The 15569-nt window shown below is 74.4% G+C and carries 14 protein-coding genes; 7 read left to right on the plus strand and 7 right to left on the minus strand.

Annotated elements, in window-relative coordinates:
• Positions 1 to 123 precede the first annotated feature (123 nt).
• The gene (locus ACIP5K_RS19900; protein ID WP_401411186.1) at positions 124 to 1107 is read left to right on the plus strand and encodes a MerR family transcriptional regulator; all 984 of its coding nucleotides are present in this window, start codon (positions 124 to 126) and stop codon (positions 1105 to 1107) included.
• Here the strand turns inward: ACIP5K_RS19900 and ACIP5K_RS19905 are convergent.
• A complete protein-coding gene (locus ACIP5K_RS19905) occupies positions 1082 to 2455 on the minus strand; it encodes a cryptochrome/photolyase family protein (protein ID WP_401411188.1) in 1374 nt (457 codons plus the stop codon). The two genes, ACIP5K_RS19900 and ACIP5K_RS19905, sit on opposite strands and share 26 nt — an antisense overlap.
• A 241-nt stretch (positions 2456 to 2696) precedes the next feature.
• Between ACIP5K_RS19905 and ACIP5K_RS19910 the strand changes: the two genes are divergently transcribed.
• Complete coding sequence (locus ACIP5K_RS19910) at positions 2697 to 2855, plus strand: hypothetical protein (RefSeq protein WP_401411378.1); 159 nt, start codon at positions 2697 to 2699, stop codon at positions 2853 to 2855.
• A gap of 78 nt (positions 2856 to 2933) precedes the next feature.
• Here the strand turns inward: ACIP5K_RS19910 and ACIP5K_RS19915 are convergent, their stop codons facing one another.
• Positions 2934 to 4910, minus strand: a complete 1977-nt coding sequence (locus ACIP5K_RS19915; RefSeq protein WP_401411190.1) for a hypothetical protein — start codon at positions 4908 to 4910, stop codon at positions 2934 to 2936.
• A gap of 188 nt (positions 4911 to 5098) precedes the next feature.
• On the opposite strand from ACIP5K_RS19915, the gene ACIP5K_RS19920 reads away from it, so the two are divergent.
• The gene (locus tag ACIP5K_RS19920; RefSeq protein ID WP_401411192.1) at positions 5099 to 5557 is read left to right on the plus strand and encodes an ATP-binding protein; all 459 of its coding nucleotides are present in this window, start codon (positions 5099 to 5101) and stop codon (positions 5555 to 5557) included.
• 117 nt (positions 5558 to 5674) lie between these two features.
• On the opposite strand, the gene ACIP5K_RS19925 is transcribed toward ACIP5K_RS19920, so the two are convergent.
• Entirely contained in the window at positions 5675 to 6556 is an 882-nt protein-coding gene (locus tag ACIP5K_RS19925) for a SigB/SigF/SigG family RNA polymerase sigma factor (protein ID WP_401411194.1), read from the minus strand.
• Between the two features lie 98 nt (positions 6557 to 6654).
• Here ACIP5K_RS19925 and ACIP5K_RS19930 point away from each other — a divergent pair, with 98 nt between their 5' ends.
• Together ACIP5K_RS19930 and ACIP5K_RS19935 are read left to right on the plus strand one after the other, a co-directional pair.
• On the plus strand, positions 6655 to 8085 hold the full coding sequence (locus ACIP5K_RS19930; protein ID WP_401411196.1) for an FAD-binding oxidoreductase: 1431 nt from the start codon (positions 6655 to 6657) through the stop codon (positions 8083 to 8085).
• A 202-nt stretch (positions 8086 to 8287) separates the two neighbouring features.
• Positions 8288 to 9160: a universal stress protein gene (locus ACIP5K_RS19935; RefSeq protein WP_401411198.1), complete on the plus strand. Its 873-nt coding sequence runs from the start codon at positions 8288 to 8290 to the stop codon at positions 9158 to 9160.
• Between the two features lie 11 nt (positions 9161 to 9171).
• Here the strand turns inward: ACIP5K_RS19935 and ACIP5K_RS19940 are convergent, their stop codons facing one another.
• The 4 genes from ACIP5K_RS19940 to ACIP5K_RS19955 form a co-directional block, all read right to left on the minus strand.
• On the minus strand, positions 9172 to 9372 hold the full coding sequence (locus tag ACIP5K_RS19940) for a ferredoxin (protein ID WP_401411365.1): 201 nt from the start codon (positions 9370 to 9372) through the stop codon (positions 9172 to 9174).
• Positions 9373 to 9377: 5 nt separating this feature from the next.
• Positions 9378 to 10685: a cytochrome P450 gene (locus ACIP5K_RS19945; protein ID WP_401411199.1), complete on the minus strand. Its 1308-nt coding sequence runs from the start codon at positions 10683 to 10685 to the stop codon at positions 9378 to 9380.
• Between the two features lie 293 nt (positions 10686 to 10978).
• Entirely contained in the window at positions 10979 to 11794 is an 816-nt protein-coding gene (locus ACIP5K_RS19950; RefSeq protein WP_401411201.1) for a family 1 encapsulin nanocompartment shell protein, read from the minus strand.
• 5 nt (positions 11795 to 11799) lie between these two features.
• On the minus strand, positions 11800 to 12786 hold the full coding sequence (locus ACIP5K_RS19955) for a Dyp-type peroxidase (RefSeq protein WP_401411203.1): 987 nt from the start codon (positions 12784 to 12786) through the stop codon (positions 11800 to 11802).
• Between the two features lie 306 nt (positions 12787 to 13092).
• Between ACIP5K_RS19955 and ACIP5K_RS19960 the strand changes: the two genes are divergently transcribed.
• Positions 13093 to 14133: an NAD(P)-dependent alcohol dehydrogenase gene (locus ACIP5K_RS19960; protein WP_401411205.1), complete on the plus strand. Its 1041-nt coding sequence runs from the start codon at positions 13093 to 13095 to the stop codon at positions 14131 to 14133.
• Between the two features lie 139 nt (positions 14134 to 14272).
• Positions 14273 to 15496, plus strand: a complete 1224-nt coding sequence (locus ACIP5K_RS19965; RefSeq protein WP_401411206.1) for a cytochrome P450 — start codon at positions 14273 to 14275, stop codon at positions 15494 to 15496.
• Positions 15497 to 15569 lie beyond the last annotated feature (73 nt).

A 15569-nucleotide genomic window follows, 5' to 3' on the forward strand; every position in this document is an offset into this window, starting at 1 on the left:
ACCCGCCTCGGGACGGCCCCGGCCGGACCGCCGGGCGGGGCCTTCCGGCCGAGATCCGGTCATCCTGGAAAGCGCTTCGCCGTACCGGCAACCCGCATCGGTTGTGCGTCGTATCGTGAGCCGATGGACGAGGGGGCACCGGCACGGCGGGCGCGACCGTCACCCGAGGCGCCCGGTGTCACCACGGGAACCCTCGCGCGGCGGCTCGGGGTCTCCCCGACCACGCTGCGCAGCTGGGACCGGCGCTACGGCCTGGGACCCGTCCGGCGGCCCACGGGCCGCCACCGGCGCTGGACGGCCGAGGACGTCGCCGTCGTCGAGGAGATGTGCCGCCTCACCACCACCGGCCTGGCGCCCGCGGAGGCCGCACGGCTGGCCCGCGAACGCCTGGCGGCGGAGTCCGCCCCGGCCCGGCCGGACGGCCCCCCGGCCGGGACTCCCGCGCCCGCCTCGCCGCAGCGGCTGTGCCGGGGCATCTCGCGCGCCGCGACCCGGCTCGACGCGCCCACGGTGCACGGCCTGTTGACCGAGGCCGTGCGGACCTACGGCCTCGCCCGCGCCTGGCAGGAGGTGATGGTGCCGGTGCTGCACGCCGTGGGCCGCAAGTGGGAGGAGGCGGGCGACCGGTACGTGGAGGTCGAGCACCTGCTGTCCTGGCACGTCTCCCGCGCCCTGCACCAGGCCGTCCCCGTCGCCCCGGCGTCCGCGCTGCCGCCCCTCGTGCTCGCCTGCGTACCCGCCGAGCAGCACGTCCTGCCGCTGGAGGCGCTGAGCGCCGCGCTGGCCGAACGCGGCGTGCCGCAGCGGATGTTCGGGGCCGCCGTGCCCGTCGAGGCGGTCTCCGCCGCCGTGCGCAGGACCGGCCCGCGCGTCGTCGTGCTGTGGGCGCAGGCCCGCTCCACGGCGAGCCTGCCGCTGGCCCGGCACCTCGCCGAGACCCACTGGGGGGTGCGCGGGGCCCGCGGCCGACCCGCCGTGATGCTGTGCGGCCCCGGCTGGGCGGGCCGCCGCGTGCCCGGCGCGCTGCGCCCGACGACCCTGCCCGAGGCGCTGTCGCAGATCGGCGGGCTGTATCCCGAGATCAGTCGAGGCCCCGCGCCCGCCTGAACCGGGCGAGCCCGTCCGACAGGTCGACGATCGGCTCGGGATAGTCGTACGCGGCCCGCTCCTCGCCCTTCAGTTTCCACGGGCGGTGCACCGCCGCGCCCGCCAGCTCCGCCAGCTCCGGCACCCAGCGCCGTACGTAGCTGCCGTCCGGGTCGTACCGCTCGGCCTGCGCCAGCGGATTCAGCACCCGGTTCGGACGGCTGTCCGTGCCGGTGCCCGCCATCCACTGCCAGTTCAGCTGGTTGTTCGCCATGTCCCCGTCCACCAGCAGGTCCAGGAAGTGCCGGGCGCCGACCCGCCAGTCCACGTACAGCGTCTTCACCAGGAAGCACGACGCGATCAGCCGGCCCCGGTTGTGCATCCAGCCCTCGTGCCGCAGCTGCCGCATCGCCGCGTCCACCACCGGATAGCCCGTACGCCCCTCCCGCCACGCCGCGATGTCGTCCGCCGCCGCGCGGGCCGTGCGCCAGCGGTCGCCCCGGGTGCGGTAGTCGGCGTGCGCGGCGGCCGGGCGCGCGGCGAGCACCTGGTGGTGGAAGTCCCGCCAGGCGAGCTGCCGCACGAACGCCTCTGCGCCCGGACCGCCCGCCGTCCGGGCCCGCTGCGCCGCCTCGACCGGTCCGATCGTGCCGAAGTGCAGATGCGGGGAGAGCCTCGACGTGGCGTCCCCCGCCATGTCGTCGTGGCCGTCCTCGTAGGCGGAGATCCCGGACCGCAGCCACGCGGTGAGCCGCGCCCGGCCCGCCCGTTCACCGCCCTCGGCGAGCCCCGGCGACACCCTCGGCACGTCGCCGCGCACGGGCAGCGGCGCGGAGCCGACGCCCTCGGGCACCGCGACGGCCCGCGGCGCCCGCACCACGGACCGCACCGGCTGCCGGTCCCAGTGCCGGTGGTACGGGGTGAACACGGCGAAGTGGTCCTTGCCCGCCGGCGTCACCTCACCGGGCGGCACACAGGTCACCACCGCGTCGTGGACGACGACCTCGCAGCCCAGACCCCGCAGGGCGGTCCGCAGCGCGTCCTCGCGCCGCCGCGCGTACCGGCTCACACCGCCCGCGAGGTGCACCGCGCACGCGTCGGTCTCCGACACGACCTTCGCGACCTCGTCCGCCACCTCGCCGTCCCGCAGGACCAGCCGCCCGCCGCGCTCGCGCAGCGCCGCGTCGAGATCCCGCAGGCAGTCCGCGAGGAAGGCCTCCCGGTTCGGCACGGTGAAGGACACCGCGTCGATCCCGCGGTCGCGGACGAACAGCGGGACCACCGCGTCGGACGCGTCGAGGGCGGCCCGCAGCGGCGGATGGTCGTGCACCCGGAGGTCGGAGGTGAACAGGACGACACGGACACGCACGGAACGACTCCCGGGGGAACGGCGGACAGGCGTCGGACAGACGCCTTCCTGAGCCCTTCCCCCGGCGGACCGGCCCCGGATGCGTCGCTGGTCCGAACGGGTGCACCGAGCGGCACCGCACACCTCGCGCATGTACCGCACCGCAGGGGGCAGGCGGAGAACAGGGACGACGGAGCGCCACAGGGCGTGGGCGGTCCGTGAGAGTGCGACGGGTGGAGGTGCTGGCGAGATGCGGGCAGAGGTGTTGCGACGGTTTTCCGCGGGAGCGCCGCGAGGGTCCTGGCCGGCCGAGGAGTACGCGGCGCGACTGCGTGCCCAGGGCCGCTCCGCGCGCGTGGTGATGGACCTGGAGTCGGACGCGTTCCTGGTGGTGGCCGGGAACGCGGGCAGTTCCGGCTGAACGACAGGGGAGCGGCCCGCGCGGGCGCGGACCGCTCCACCCTGTACCGAGAGCCCCCGGCCCCGTGGCCGGGGGCTTTCAGCGCCCTGCGGCGCCCACCTCGGAGAGGCGTTCCCCGCCGGCTTCGCCGGACAGCCGCGCCGTGACCCGCACCGCGCCGCTCTCGGGCGCCCGGACCGCCAGCGTGCGTCCGGGGCGGACGGCGTCGACCGCGCCGCTCGCCGAGATCCCGACGACCGCGCGGCTGCCCGCCGCGACCAGGTACCAGTGGTCCTGCGGCGACCTCCACCGCGTCGACGCCACCACGTGCTGCCCGAACCGGCTGCACGCCGCCGTGTTCCGCGCGCTGCCCACCAGCTCGGCCGGCGTCGTCGGCGACGCGGCCGGGGCGCGCAGCAGCAGCGCCACGTCACCGGGGCCCCGCCAGGTCGTGGCCCGCGCACACGTCCACACCGCGTGTCCGCCGCCCTCCGGCAGCTCCTGCTCGGCGAAGTCCCACGCGTTGACGGCGCGCACGGCGCCGCCCCGCCACGAGCCGAGCCGGCACGCGTCACGCGCCCACGCCAGCAGCGCCTGACTGCTCGTCGCCTCGCGCGGCTGCCGCGCCGGGGGAGTGCCGTGCCCCGGCAGCGGCGTGTACGTGAGGTGCACGGGGGAGAGCCCGCCGAGATCGGCGACCACGAACGCGTGGTGCTCCACGATCCGCGACGAGGAGCGCAGTTGCAGCACCGGACGGCGCGCGCAGTCACCCGCCCCGGCCACCGGCACCGCGTCCGTCACCCCGTCGCCGGACACGTCCAACGGCCGCGCCGGGCTGTTCGGCCGCAGCAGGTCACGGGTCGTCGACTCGGCGACCCACGGAGCGGTCAGATAGCGGGCCGAGCCCTTCGAGCGGGACAGCACGACGACGGCGGCCGTGGTGACGTCCGCGTCGTCCGCCCGGGACAGGTCCAGCGCGGCGGGCGCGTCACCGGCGGCGTCGGTGTACCGGGCGAGGCGCTCCCCGTCGCTGAACAGCACCACGGCGCGGCCGCCGACATCGCCCGCGAAGAGCAGCTGCGGACTGCGCGGCGGCGCGTCGGACGGGGTGCCGGGCGTCGCCGTCACCCGGACGTCACCGGCGGGCGCGGCCCACGCGCCGAGCGCGCGCGTGAGCAGGTCCTCGTCGTCCGCGCGGCCACCGCGCGCGGGCCACGCCGTGAAGTCGACGCGGGAGGTGTCCGCCCACTGGCCCGGGGCGGCCCGCACCAGACGGTCGGCGGAGAGATAGCCGGGCGTCGCCGCGCGCGCCGACGTCGTCGGCCGCCCGGGACCGTCGGTGGCCTGCGGCACGATCACCGCCGTCAGCGCGACGACGACGGCCGCGCCCGCCAGCCACCCGGCGCGCCTGCGCCGGCCGCGACGGACCAGGTCGGTGGGCCGGCTCTGCACCGAACAGGCGTCGAACTCCTGGGAGAGCAGCAGCGCCTCGGCGGCGCTGCCCGCCGCCGAGTCCAGCTTCCTGGCCGCCCGCACGCACGCCCCGGCGTCGGGCACCCCGGCCGCCTCCAGCAGCGCGGCGGCGCGCTGGTCCGGCAGGCCGTCGACACGGCGCAGCACGAACGCGGCACGCGTCGGCGCGGGCGCGTCGGCGAGCGCCTGCCCCAGCGTGATCTCCTCCGGGCCGCCCGCGTGCGGGAAGAGCCGCAGCCCCCACACCACCGGCAGCCTCGGCACCAGGGTCCGCGGCGGCGGCAGGACGCCGGGCCAGCCGGTGGGACGGTGCGCGACGGACAGCGCCGTGCGCAGCACCCGTACCCGCAGCGCGTCCCCGGTGACGGCGTCGCCGTCCTGCGGACCGCGCGGGCGGGGCACCAGCGTGCCGCGCGCCCCGGGCAGCGCCCGCTGCGCCGCTCCGTGGGCCAGCAGCACCCGCCGGTGGCGGGAGAGGGCGGCGGGGAGGGTGAGGTACGCCAGTCGCACCAGCGCCGTGTACTGCGCGACGAGAGCGGCCTCGGCGAGGTCCGTGGCTATCCTCGTACGCTTGAGGGGACGGCTGGTTCGAAGGACGGACATGATCGGGCCTCTCGGGTCGGGGTACGGACCGGTCGACACGTCGGATCACGAGACGTGTCGACGACCGTCAAACGACCGGAACCCGATGCGGTCACTCGCCAGGACCGATCAGGACTGCCCCGCCCGAGTCGGGGTATCAGCATGGCTGCGGGCCGTGCCACACGGGCCGGCCGGCGAGAGAGACATGGATGAGCGAGTACACCGAGCGCATGGGCGGAGAAGTGATCCGATCGGGCTTCGAGGCACCGGTCGGACCGCTGCGGCAGGTGACGCACTACACGGGCGGACCCGGAGGCATATCCGGCGCGCGCGCCGCCACCCACGCCTTCCTGACGCGGCTGCGCCAGGAGTGGTGCGTGGAACTCGACGCGCAGGTCACCGGTGACGTCCTGCTCGTCGTGAGCGAACTCGTCACCAACGCCGACCGGCACAGCGCGGGACCCTACGTCCTGGAGCTGGAGGGCACGGCCCGGCACGTCGCGGTCACCGTCCGCGACACCAGCACGAATCTGCCGCAGCGCTTCCCCAAGGACCCGGGACGCATCGGCGGGCACGGCCTGGAGATCGTGGGCGCCCTCGCCGAGCTCACGGTCGAGCGGACGCCCGCGGGCAAGCGGGTGCAGGCCGTGCTCGCCCTGCCCGCCTGAGGACCGCCTCGGCCGGGGGCCCGCGGTCGACCGGAGACGCGCGTCGGCCGGAGACCCGCGTCGGCCGGGGAGCCGCCTCAGCCGGAGCCGGGGACAGGCCTCACCCGGGGAGCCGTCTCAGACGGCGTCGGCCTCCGCGAGCATGCCCGACCGCAGCCGGGAGATCAGCTGCTTGATCAGGCGGGACACGTGCATCTGCGAGTACCCGAGCCGCTCGCCGATCTCCGCCTGGGTCAGCTCCTCGACGAACCGCAGGTGGAGCAGCTGCCGGTCCCGGACCGCGAGCCCGGCCAGCAGCGGGGCGAGCGCCTGGAAGTCCTCGACGAGCTCCATCGCGCCGTCCTCGACGCCGATGAAGTCGGCGAGCACCGACTCACCGTCCTGGCCGCCGTCGCCGCCGGACAGCGCCGCGTCGAGGGAGGCGGACGTGTATCCGTTCGACGCCAGCCGGGCCTCCACGACCTGGCTCTCCGTGATGCCCATCAGCGTGGCCAGCTCGGCGGTGCTCGGCTCCCGGTCCAGGCGGCTGCACAGCTCGTCGCGGGCCTTCGCCAGCTCCAGCCGCATCTCCTGGAGGCGGCGCGGCACGTGCACGGCCCAGGTCGTGTCCCGGAAGAACCGCTTGATCTCACCGGTGATGTAGGGCAGCACGAACGAGGTGAACTCGACCTCGCGGGAGATCTCGAACCGGTCGATCGCCTTGATCAGACCGATCGTGCCGACCTGGACGATGTCCTCGAAGTCACCGGTCGAGTCGCCCCGGTTCCGGAAGCGGCCGGCCGCGAAGCGCACCAGCGACATGTTCATCTCGATCAGGGTGTTGCGCGTGTACTGGTACTCGGCGGTGCCCTCCTCCAGCTCCGCGAGCCGGCGGAAGAACTGCCGCGACAGCGCCCGCGCGTCCATCGGCGCCACCCGGCCGGGGTCGGGGATGTCGTAGGCGGAGACCTCACCAGCCGTGGTCCGGGTCGTGTGCGCAGTGACGTCCGTCCCGCTCATGGTGGAATCCACCGTCCCTCCCGCGCCGCGAGCCGGCGCAACACCCTGCTCCATCATGGTGTCCGGCGACTACCCGCGATTTCGCCGATCATGCACATGTGCTCAGGAGGTACGTCATCGACACGGCAGACGCAGCAGGGGCGGTGCGCGAACTCGCCGCCGCGCTCCCCGACAGCACCCTCATCACCGACGCGGACGTCCTCGCGTCCCTCGGCCACGACCACGCCGAGTGGGCACCGGTCGGCAGGCCCCTGGCGGCGGTGCGCGCCACGTCGGCCGACGAGGTCCAGGCCGTGGTCCGCGAGTGCGCGGCCCGGCGGATACCCGTGGTCACGCGGGGCGCCGGCACCGGCCTGTCGGGCGGCGCCAACGCCGTCGACGGCTGCCTCGTCCTCGACGTGTCGCGGATGAACGGCATCCTTCAGATCGACACCGAGAACCTGATCGCCGTCGTCCAGCCCGGCGTCGTCAACAACGACCTGAAGGCCGCCGTCGCCGCGCACGGCCTGTGGTACCCGCCGGACCCGGCCAGCGCCCCCTGGTCCACCATCGGCGGCAACGTCTCGACCAACGCGGGCGGCCTGTGCTGTCTCAAGTACGGCGTCACCCGCGACTACGTCCTCGGGATGGAGGTCGTCATGGGCGGCCCCGCGGGCCCGTACGGCTCCCGCGTCCGCCTCGGCCGGCGCACCACCAAGGGCGTCGCCGGGTACGACCTGACGAGCCTGTTCGTCGGCTCCGAGGGCACCTTCGGCGTCGTCACCGAGATCACCCTGAAGCTGCGGCCCGCCCCGGTGGCGGAACCCCGTACCGTCGTCGGCGCCTTCGGCAGCCTGGTCGCGGCGGGCGCCGCCGTCGCCCTGGTCACGAGCCGCGGGCTGGCCCCGGCCGCCCTGGAACTGCTCGACCGGGCCTGCATGCAGGCCGTCGAGGACTGGAAGCACCTCGGGATCGAGCCCGGCGCCGAGGCGCTGCTGCTCGCCAGGACCGACGCCCCCGGCGACGCGGGCGCCGCCGAGGCCGACGCCCTGGCCGCCGCGTTCCGGGAGGCCGGCGCGCTCTGGGCCGAGCAGTCCACCGACGCCGTCGAGGCCGAGGCCCTGTTCGACGTACGACGCCTCGCCTATCCGGCGCTGGAACGGCTCGGCCCGGTCCTCACCGAGGACCTGTGCGTGCCGCGCTCCGCCGTGCCCGACATGCTGGCCACCATCGAGAAGATCGGCCTGCGGCACGGCGTGCGCATCGCCACCATCGCGCACGCGGGCGACGGCAACCTCCACCCGCTGCTGATCACCGAGCCCGGCGACGAGGCGGCCCGGGTCGCCGCGCAGACCGCCTTCGAGGAGCTCCTGCGGGCCGCGATCGCCGCGGGCGGCACCGTCACCGGGGAGCACGGCGTGGGGCTGCTCAAGCGCGGCGGCATGCGCGACGAACTCGGCCCCGCCGTGCTCGCCGTGCAGCGCGCCGTGAAGCGGACCCTCGACCCGCTCGACCTGTTCAACCCGGGCAAGGTCGTCGGCGAGGACTGACCGGCCCGGGTCGGTTTTCCCGCGAACATCCCGTGGGTCCCGACCACTTGGGCCGCTTCGCCCTCCGCGGCGCCGCGGAGTCGGCGAGACTGCGGTGGGGAGGAACCCGGCAGTAGGGCAAGATCGACGGCAGCGGCTCTGCGCGACGGTGCGGACGGCGCGACAACCGACAGTGCGGAGCACGGAAGAGGGAGGCGGTCCCATGGCCCGGCCGATCACCGCGGGAGTGGACGGATCACCCGAGAGCGCGGCGGCGGCCGCCTGGGCGGCGCGCGAGGCGGTGCGGCGCGAGCTGCCGCTGTGGCTGGTGCACGTGAGCGAGGCCGTGCCGGAGAGCCTCGCGCTCGCCGCCGACGAGGCGGTGCGCGGCCAGTGGGCGCACGACCTGCTGGAGGACGCCGAGCAGGAGATCGCCGAGCGCCACCCGGGACTGCCCGTCACCATCGACGTCCTCGACGACGCCGCCCCCGCGGCCCTGACCGGCGTCGCCCGCGACGCCGAACTGCTCGTCCTCGGCACGCGCGGGTACGGCGGCCTCGTCGGATTCCTGCTCGGCTCCGTCGGCCAGCAGGTCGTCGCGACGGCGCAGCGGCCCGTGGTCCTGGTCAGGGCCGCCGACGAGGCGAGCGGCGAGGCGGCCGGGCGCGAGATCGTCGTCGGACAGGAGGGCGACGCCGAGGACAGCGCCGACGCCCTGGAGTTCGCCTTCCGCACCGCGGCCGCCCGCGGCGCGACGGTGCGGGCGGTGCGCGCCTGGAGCCTGCCGCCCGTGTTCGCCTACAGCCCGGCCTCGCTCCAGCTCCTCGACGAGTCCGGCGGCATCGAGCCCTACGAGAAGAAGGCGCTCGGCGCGGCGCTCGCGCCCTGGCGGGAGCGCTTCCCCGACGTGCCGGTCGTCGAGCACGTCGAGATCGGCAGCGCCGGCGAGGTGCTCCTGTCGGTGGCCGCCCGGGCCCAGCTCCTGGTCGTCGGACGCCGGGCCCGGCGCACCGCCGTCGGCGCCCGCATCGGCTCCGTCGCGCACGCCGTGCTGCACCACGCGCCGTGCCCGGTCGCGGTGGTGCCGCACGGCTGACCGGGGCCGGGTCAGTCCTCGACGGCCAGCGACACCGCGCCGACCGGACAGGCCCGCACCGCCTCCTTGACCAGCGGGTGCTCCCCGGCCGCCGTCGCGCGGCCGGGCAGCACCTCGCTGAGTCCATCGTCGTCCTGCGTGAACACGTCCGGGGCGGTCAGCGCGCACATGCCCGCGCCCACGCACCGCTCCTTGTCGACCCCGACCCGCACGGCGCTCACCACGCGACCGGCAGTTCGAGCATGCCCTGGATGGTGTCTCCGGGCTTGAAGGGGATGTCCTCGGCCGGTGCCGCGAGCCGCAGCGCCGGGAACCGCCGCAGCAGGCTGTCGAACGCGATCTCCAGCTCGGCGCGCGCGAGGTTCTGGCCCAGACACTGGTGGATCCCGAACCCGAACGCCAGGTGGTGCCGCGCGCTGCGTTCCCAGTCGAGCCGCTCGGGTGCCTCGAACGCCTCGTCGTCCCGGTTGATCAGCGAGGTGGAGAACATGACGCCGTCGCCGGCCCGGACGGTCGCGCCGGCCACCTCCATGTCCTCCTTCGCGATCCGCAGCAGCCCGTCCGCGATCGACAGGAAGCGCAGCAGTTCCTCCACCGCGGCGCCCGTCGGGGTGCGGCCCTCGCGCAGCGCGGCCAGCTGCTCGGGGTGGCGCAGCAGCGTGAAGGTGCCCAGCGAGATCATGTTCGCGGTCGTCTCGTGCCCGGCGACCAGCAGGATGACGGCGTAGGCGATCAGCTGGTCGCGGTCCGGCGGCCCGTCGGGTCCGTCGCGGTGGATGAGTTCGTCGAGCAGCCCGTCGCCCGGGTCGGTGCGCTTGCGGTCGATCAGGTCGCCGAGATAGTCCTCCAGCTCCTCCCGGGCCCGCTGCACGTCGGCGGCGGCCGGGCCGCGCAGCAGGCGCCGCGAGCGCTCCTCGAAGAACTCGTGGTCCGCGTACGGCACGCCGAGCAGGGCGCAGATCACCATGGACGGCACCGGCAGGGCGAACGAGGCGACCAGGTCGGCGGGCGGCCCCTGCCGCTCCATCGCGTCCAGGAGCCGGTCCACGGTCTGCTGGATGCCGGGGCGCAGGCCGGTGATCCGCTTGAGCGAGAAGCTGGGGATCAGCATGCGGCGCTGCGCGTTGTGCTCGGGATCGTCGACCCCGAGCAGGGCCACGCGCCGGGCTCCGGACTTCGCGAACCGTTCGGTGGGGGCCGGGAAGTCGGGCCGCTCCCGGTCGCTCGACAGGCGGGGGTCGGCGAGCAGTTCGCGGGCCAGGGCGTGCCCGGTCACCGCCCAAACGGTGCTGCCGTCCCAGAACGTGACCCGGCTGAGCGGGGCCTCCTCGCGCAGCGGCGCGTACGCCGCCGGCGGGTGGTAGGGGCAGCCCCGGTCCTGCGGGAAGGACACCGGCCGGCTCGACGGCCCGTCCGCGGAGTGCGGGGACAGCGGCGAGTGCGGGGAGTGCGGGGAGTGGGGGGAGTGGAGGGTGGGCGGGGTGTGGGGGGCCTGGCGGGCCGGTTCCGTCGTGGATTCCGTCATGGATCGGATCGCCTCGCAGTGCTCGGTCGTACGCGCGGAGCTGGCCGTTCCGCGCTCCCTCGTCATTGGATGCCCCTACCACCGATCTGGTCGACGCGAAGACCGGCCAGTTCGCACGGACGGGGTGATCTGGCCGGGGCTTTTCGGCGGCGGCCGGCTACGACGGCGTCGATGCGGGGCCGGGCGCCAGCACCGGGGGGCGCGCAGGGCCCGATCCGGTCCCGCGGACGGCCGGATCGCGTCGCGAACGCGGCCGGAATCAGGCCGTCCGCGGGTGGCCGCGCCGCGTCCCGTCAGGCGTTGAGCGCCACCACGGCCTCGTCGGTGTACGGCAGGAAGGTCAGCGTCTGGTGGAAGTACAGCTCGATGCCGTGCGCGTCGTGGGCCGTGTAGCCGATCGCCAGGTCCTGGCCGAGCCGCAGGTCGAAGTCCCCGCCGCGGGTGGAGATCACGAAGGCGCCGGTCAGGGCCGGTGCCCAGATCAGCTCGCCGTCGAGGATCCGGCCGAGGTGTTCGGCGACGGGGTAGCCGTGGTCCGAGGTCTCGCTGACGGCCGTGTACGCGTCGGCCCCGAGCAGCAGCGCGTACGGGCCGTCGACGCCGGCCAGGCGCAGCGCGGTGAGGGCGCGGCTGAGGGTGTCGGGGTAGTCGCGGGGTTCGGCCGGCAGGCTCAGGACGGGGTTCGAGGTGCGCTCCCGCAGTCCGGGGATGCCCGCGGCCGCGTACCCGTCGAAGATCGCCCGGTCCTCGGCGAAGGCCATGGACCGGGCCGCGTCCTTGACGGGCTGCCAGTCGGAGTCCAGCGAGCCGCGCTCCACGTCGTCGACCGCATCCCGGCCCACGACGAACGGCACCGTCAGCTCGACCAGCGGCCGGGCGTCGCGCAGCCGCGCGGTGACGCCGGGCGCGGGCGGCGCGATGCCGGTGAGGTGGCCGGTGCCGACGGCCGCGAGTTCCGCCCCCGCGGGGCCGGTGACGTCCACGACGCGGCGGCCCGCGACATGGCGCCGGAACGTGCGGCGGGCCTCCTCCTCGATCTCCGTCCACGCGGCGGGCGTGATCGGCGCGAGTTCGCGGTGCAGATTGGTGCCGGGGGTGGGGGTGCTCATGGTGCTCAGGCTCCTTTGAGGCTGCCGATGCCCAGCGAGCCGTCGACGACGTCGGCCGCTGCGGGCGGTGGGTCGGGCAGGTCGTCGAGGAAGTCGGCGCTCGGCACGTGGAAGAGGCATCCCGTCACCGCCGTGGAGAAGTCGAGGATGCGGTCGTGGTTGCCGGGCGGATCGCCGAGGAACATGTTGCGCAGCATCCGCTCGGTGACGTCCGGGGTGCGCGCGTAGCCGATGAAGTACGTGCCGAACTCGCCGCGGCCGAGGGCGCCGAACGGCATGTTCTCGCGCAGGATCTGCCGCTCGGTGCCGTCCTCGTCGACGATCGTGTTCAGCGCGACGTGGGAGTTCGCGGGTTTGACGGCGTCGGCCAGCTCGACGTTCGCGGTCTTGGTGCGGCCGATGACCCGTTCCTGCTCGTCGGAGGGCAGCGCCTCCCAGGCCGCCATGTCGTGCACGTACTTCTGCACGATCACGTAGCTGGAGCCGCGGAAGCCGGGGTCCTCGTCGCCCACGTACACCGCCTCGGCCGCCGCCCCGCCGACGGGGTTCTCGCTGCCGTCGACGAAGCCGAGCAGGTCGCGCTCGTCGAAGTACTTGAAGCCGTGCACCTCGTCCACGACGGTGACGGCGGGGCCGAGCCGGTCGACGAGGAGGCGGGCCAGCTCGAAGCAGAGGTCCATCCGCCGGGCGCGGAAGTGGAACAGCAGGTCGCCGGGGGTGGCCGGGGCCAGGTGGCGCGGTCCGGCCAGCGCCTGGAAGGGGTGCAGCTCGCGCGGCCGGGGGCCGGTGAACAGCCGGTCCCACGCGGTGGAGCCGATCCCGGCGACGCAGGTGAGGCCCGCGTCGGGGGAGCGGAAGGCGACCGAGCGCAGCAGGCCGGACAGGTCCTCCAGCGCGTCCCGCACCCCGCTCTCGCCGCCGGGCGCGATCGTCGCCACGAGGAACACCGCCGCCTTCGCGGGCGGGGTGAGGACGGTCTGCGGCTCGACCACGGAGAGACTCCCGTTCCGGCTGTCGTAATTTTGCTGAGTTTGTCACTTTATGGGTACGTTCGATGCGCGGCATGTGCGGCAGATGGGTGGGTGTGTCCCACCTCACCCGAAGGAATGCGCCGGGGTGGGTGGAGTACGGTTGGTTCGCTGTTAAACTTTGAACCAAGGCCCCGACCGTTCTCCCCCGTACGGTCGGGGTCCTTTTTTGCCGTGACGCATGTCCCATTGGGACACATGTCCCAATGGGACGCGAGGGGGTTACTGTGGAAGGGCGGGGGTGAGCGAGAGCGACGAAGGAGTCGAGTCATGAAGGCACTTCAGTACCGGACCGTCGGGGCCGCACCCGAGGTCGTCACCGTCCCCGACCCGGAGCCGGGCCCGGGGCAGGTCCTCCTGAAGGTGACCGCCGCCGGTGTGTGCCACTCCGACATCGCGGTGATGAGCTGGCCCGCGGCGGAGTTCCCCTACGAGCTTCCCCTGACCCTCGGCCACGAGGGCGTCGGCACCGTCGCGGGCCTCGGAGCGGGCGTGCGCGGCCTGAAGGAGGGCGACTCGGTCGCCGTCTACGGCCCGTGGGGCTGCGGCGCCTGCGCCAACTGCGCGCAGGGCAAGGAGAACTACTGCCTGCGCGCCGACGAGCTGGGCATCCGCCCGCCCGGACTCGGCGCCCCGGGCTCGATGGCCGAATACATGATCGTCGACGACCCGCGGCACCTCGTACCGATCGACGGCCTCGACCCCGTCGCCACCGTGCCGCTCACCGACGCCGGCCTCACCCCTTACCACGCGATCAAGCGCTCGCTGCCCAAGCTCGTGCCCGGCTCCACCGCCGTGGTCATCGGCACCGGCGGACTCGGCCACGTGGCGATCCAGCTGCTGCGCGCCATGACCGCCGCGCGCGTCGTCGCCCTCGACGTGACCGAGGACAAGCTCGCCCTCGCCCGCACCGTCGGTGCCCACGAGGCGATCCTTTCGGACAGCAAGGCCGCCGCCAAGGTGCGCGAGCTGACCGGCGGCCGCGGCGCCGAGGCCGTCTTCGACTTCGTCGGCGTCCAGCCCACCGTCGAGACCGCGGGCGCCGTCGCCGCGATCGAGGGTGACGTGACCCTCGTCGGCATCGGCGGCGGCGCGCTCCCCGTCGGCTTCGGCAGGACCAACTTCGAGGTCAGCGTCACCGCGCCCTACTGGGGCAGCCGCGCCGAGCTGATCGAGGTGCTCGACCTCGCCCGGGCCGGAGCCGTCTCCGTGCACACCGAGACGTACTCGCTCGACGACGCGCCGCTGGCGTACGAGCGCCTGCACGACGGCAAGATCAACGGCCGTGCCGTGATCCTCCCGAACGGCTGACCGAGGACGCATACCGTGGTCGAATTCCGGCCACGGTATGCGTTCATCATTCAACTGTCGGCGTGGAGGGGGCTGTTCCGGCCCAGAGGCGATCAATAGCCTGAGGTGAACCGTCCGTACACCCCACTGAGGGAGTGCCATGTCCACCGCGCAGGTCCCCGACATACTGTCGCCGGAGTTCGCCGCCGACCCCTACCCCGCCTACCGCGTGCTGCGCGCGTCGGCGCCGCTCCTCTGGCACGAGGCGACGCAGAGCTGGATCGTCTCGCGCTACACCGACGTGGAGCGCGTCTTCAAGGACAAGGCGGGGCAGTTCACCACCGACAACTACGACTGGCAGCTGGAGCCCGTCCACGGCAAGACGATCCTCCAGCTCAGCGGACGCGAGCACGCCGTGCGCCGCGCGCTGGTCGCCCCCGCCTTCCGCGGCAGCGACCTCCAGGAGAAGTTCCTGCCGGTCATCGAGCGCAACTCCACCGCCCTCGTCGACCGGTTCCGCGCCACCGGCTCCGCCGACATCGTCGGCGACTACGCCACGCGCTTCCCGGTCAACGTCATCGCCGACATGCTCGGCCTCGACCAGGCCGACCACGCGCGCTTCCACGGCTGGTACACCGCCGTCATCGCCTTCCTCGGCAACCTGGCCGGCGACCCGGACGTCACGGCGGCCGGCGAGCGCACCCGCGTCGAGTTCGCCGAGTACATGATCCCGATCATCCGCGCCCGCCGCGAGCACCCCGGCGACGACCTGCTCTCCGCCCTGTGCGCCGCCGAGGTCGACGGCGTGCGGATGAGCGACGAGGACATCAAGGCCTTCTGCAGCCTCCTCCTCGCGGCCGGCGGCGAGACCACCGACAAGGCGATCGCCAGCATCTTCGCCAACCTGCTGATGAACCCCGAGCAGCTGGCGGCCGTCCGCGCGGACCGCTCGCTGATCGACCGGGCCTTCGCGGAGACCCTGCGGTACACCCCCCCGGTCCACATGATCATGCGGCAGTCGGCCACCGACGTGGAGCTGTCCGGCGGCACCGTCCCCGCGGGCGCCACCGTCACCTGCCTCATCGGCGCCGCCAACCGCGACGGCGACCGCTACGCGAACCCCGACCGCTTCGACATCTTCCGCGACGACCTCACCACCACCACGGCGTTCTCCGCCGCCGCCGACCACCTCGCCTTCGCGCTCGGCCGGCACTTCTGCGTCGGCGCGCTGCTGGCCAAGGCCGAGGTCGAGACCGGGGTGAACCAACTCCTCGACGCGATGCCCGACGTCCGCCTCGCCGACGGCTTCGACCCCGTGGAGCAGGGCGTGTTCACCCGCGGCCCGCAGTCGCTGCCGGTGACGTTCACGCCGGTCGCCCGCTGAGCCGCCGGATGTTAGCGTGGTGCACATGCTTCGTTCCACGTGCCTGAACTGGTGGCGCCTCACTTAGAGGCGG

This window comes from Streptomyces sp. NPDC088785 (genome assembly GCF_044750685.1).
Classification (GTDB): domain Bacteria; phylum Actinomycetota; class Actinomycetes; order Streptomycetales; family Streptomycetaceae; genus Streptomyces.

Bases quoted from the DNA above. Each gene is read 5' to 3' on its own strand.
- ACIP5K_RS19965 (WP_401411206.1), top strand. From the start codon at position 14,273: ATGTCCACCGCGCAGGTCCCCGACATACTGTCGCCGGAGTTCGCCGCC.
- ACIP5K_RS19920 (WP_401411192.1), top strand. From the start codon at position 5,099: ATGAGCGAGTACACCGAGCGCATGGGCGGAGAAGTGATCCGATCGGGC.
- ACIP5K_RS19915 (WP_401411190.1), bottom strand. From the start codon at position 4,910: ATGTCCGTCCTTCGAACCAGCCGTCCCCTCAAGCGTACGAGGATAGCC.
- ACIP5K_RS19960 (WP_401411205.1), top strand. From the start codon at position 13,093: ATGAAGGCACTTCAGTACCGGACCGTCGGGGCCGCACCCGAGGTCGTC.
- ACIP5K_RS19935 (WP_401411198.1), top strand. From the start codon at position 8,288: ATGGCCCGGCCGATCACCGCGGGAGTGGACGGATCACCCGAGAGCGCG.
- ACIP5K_RS19900 (WP_401411186.1), top strand. From the start codon at position 124: ATGGACGAGGGGGCACCGGCACGGCGGGCGCGACCGTCACCCGAGGCG.
- ACIP5K_RS19925 (WP_401411194.1), bottom strand. From the start codon at position 6,556: ATGAGCGGGACGGACGTCACTGCGCACACGACCCGGACCACGGCTGGT.
- ACIP5K_RS19945 (WP_401411199.1), bottom strand. From the start codon at position 10,685: ATGACGGAATCCACGACGGAACCGGCCCGCCAGGCCCCCCACACCCCG.
- ACIP5K_RS19950 (WP_401411201.1), bottom strand. From the start codon at position 11,794: ATGAGCACCCCCACCCCCGGCACCAATCTGCACCGCGAACTCGCGCCG.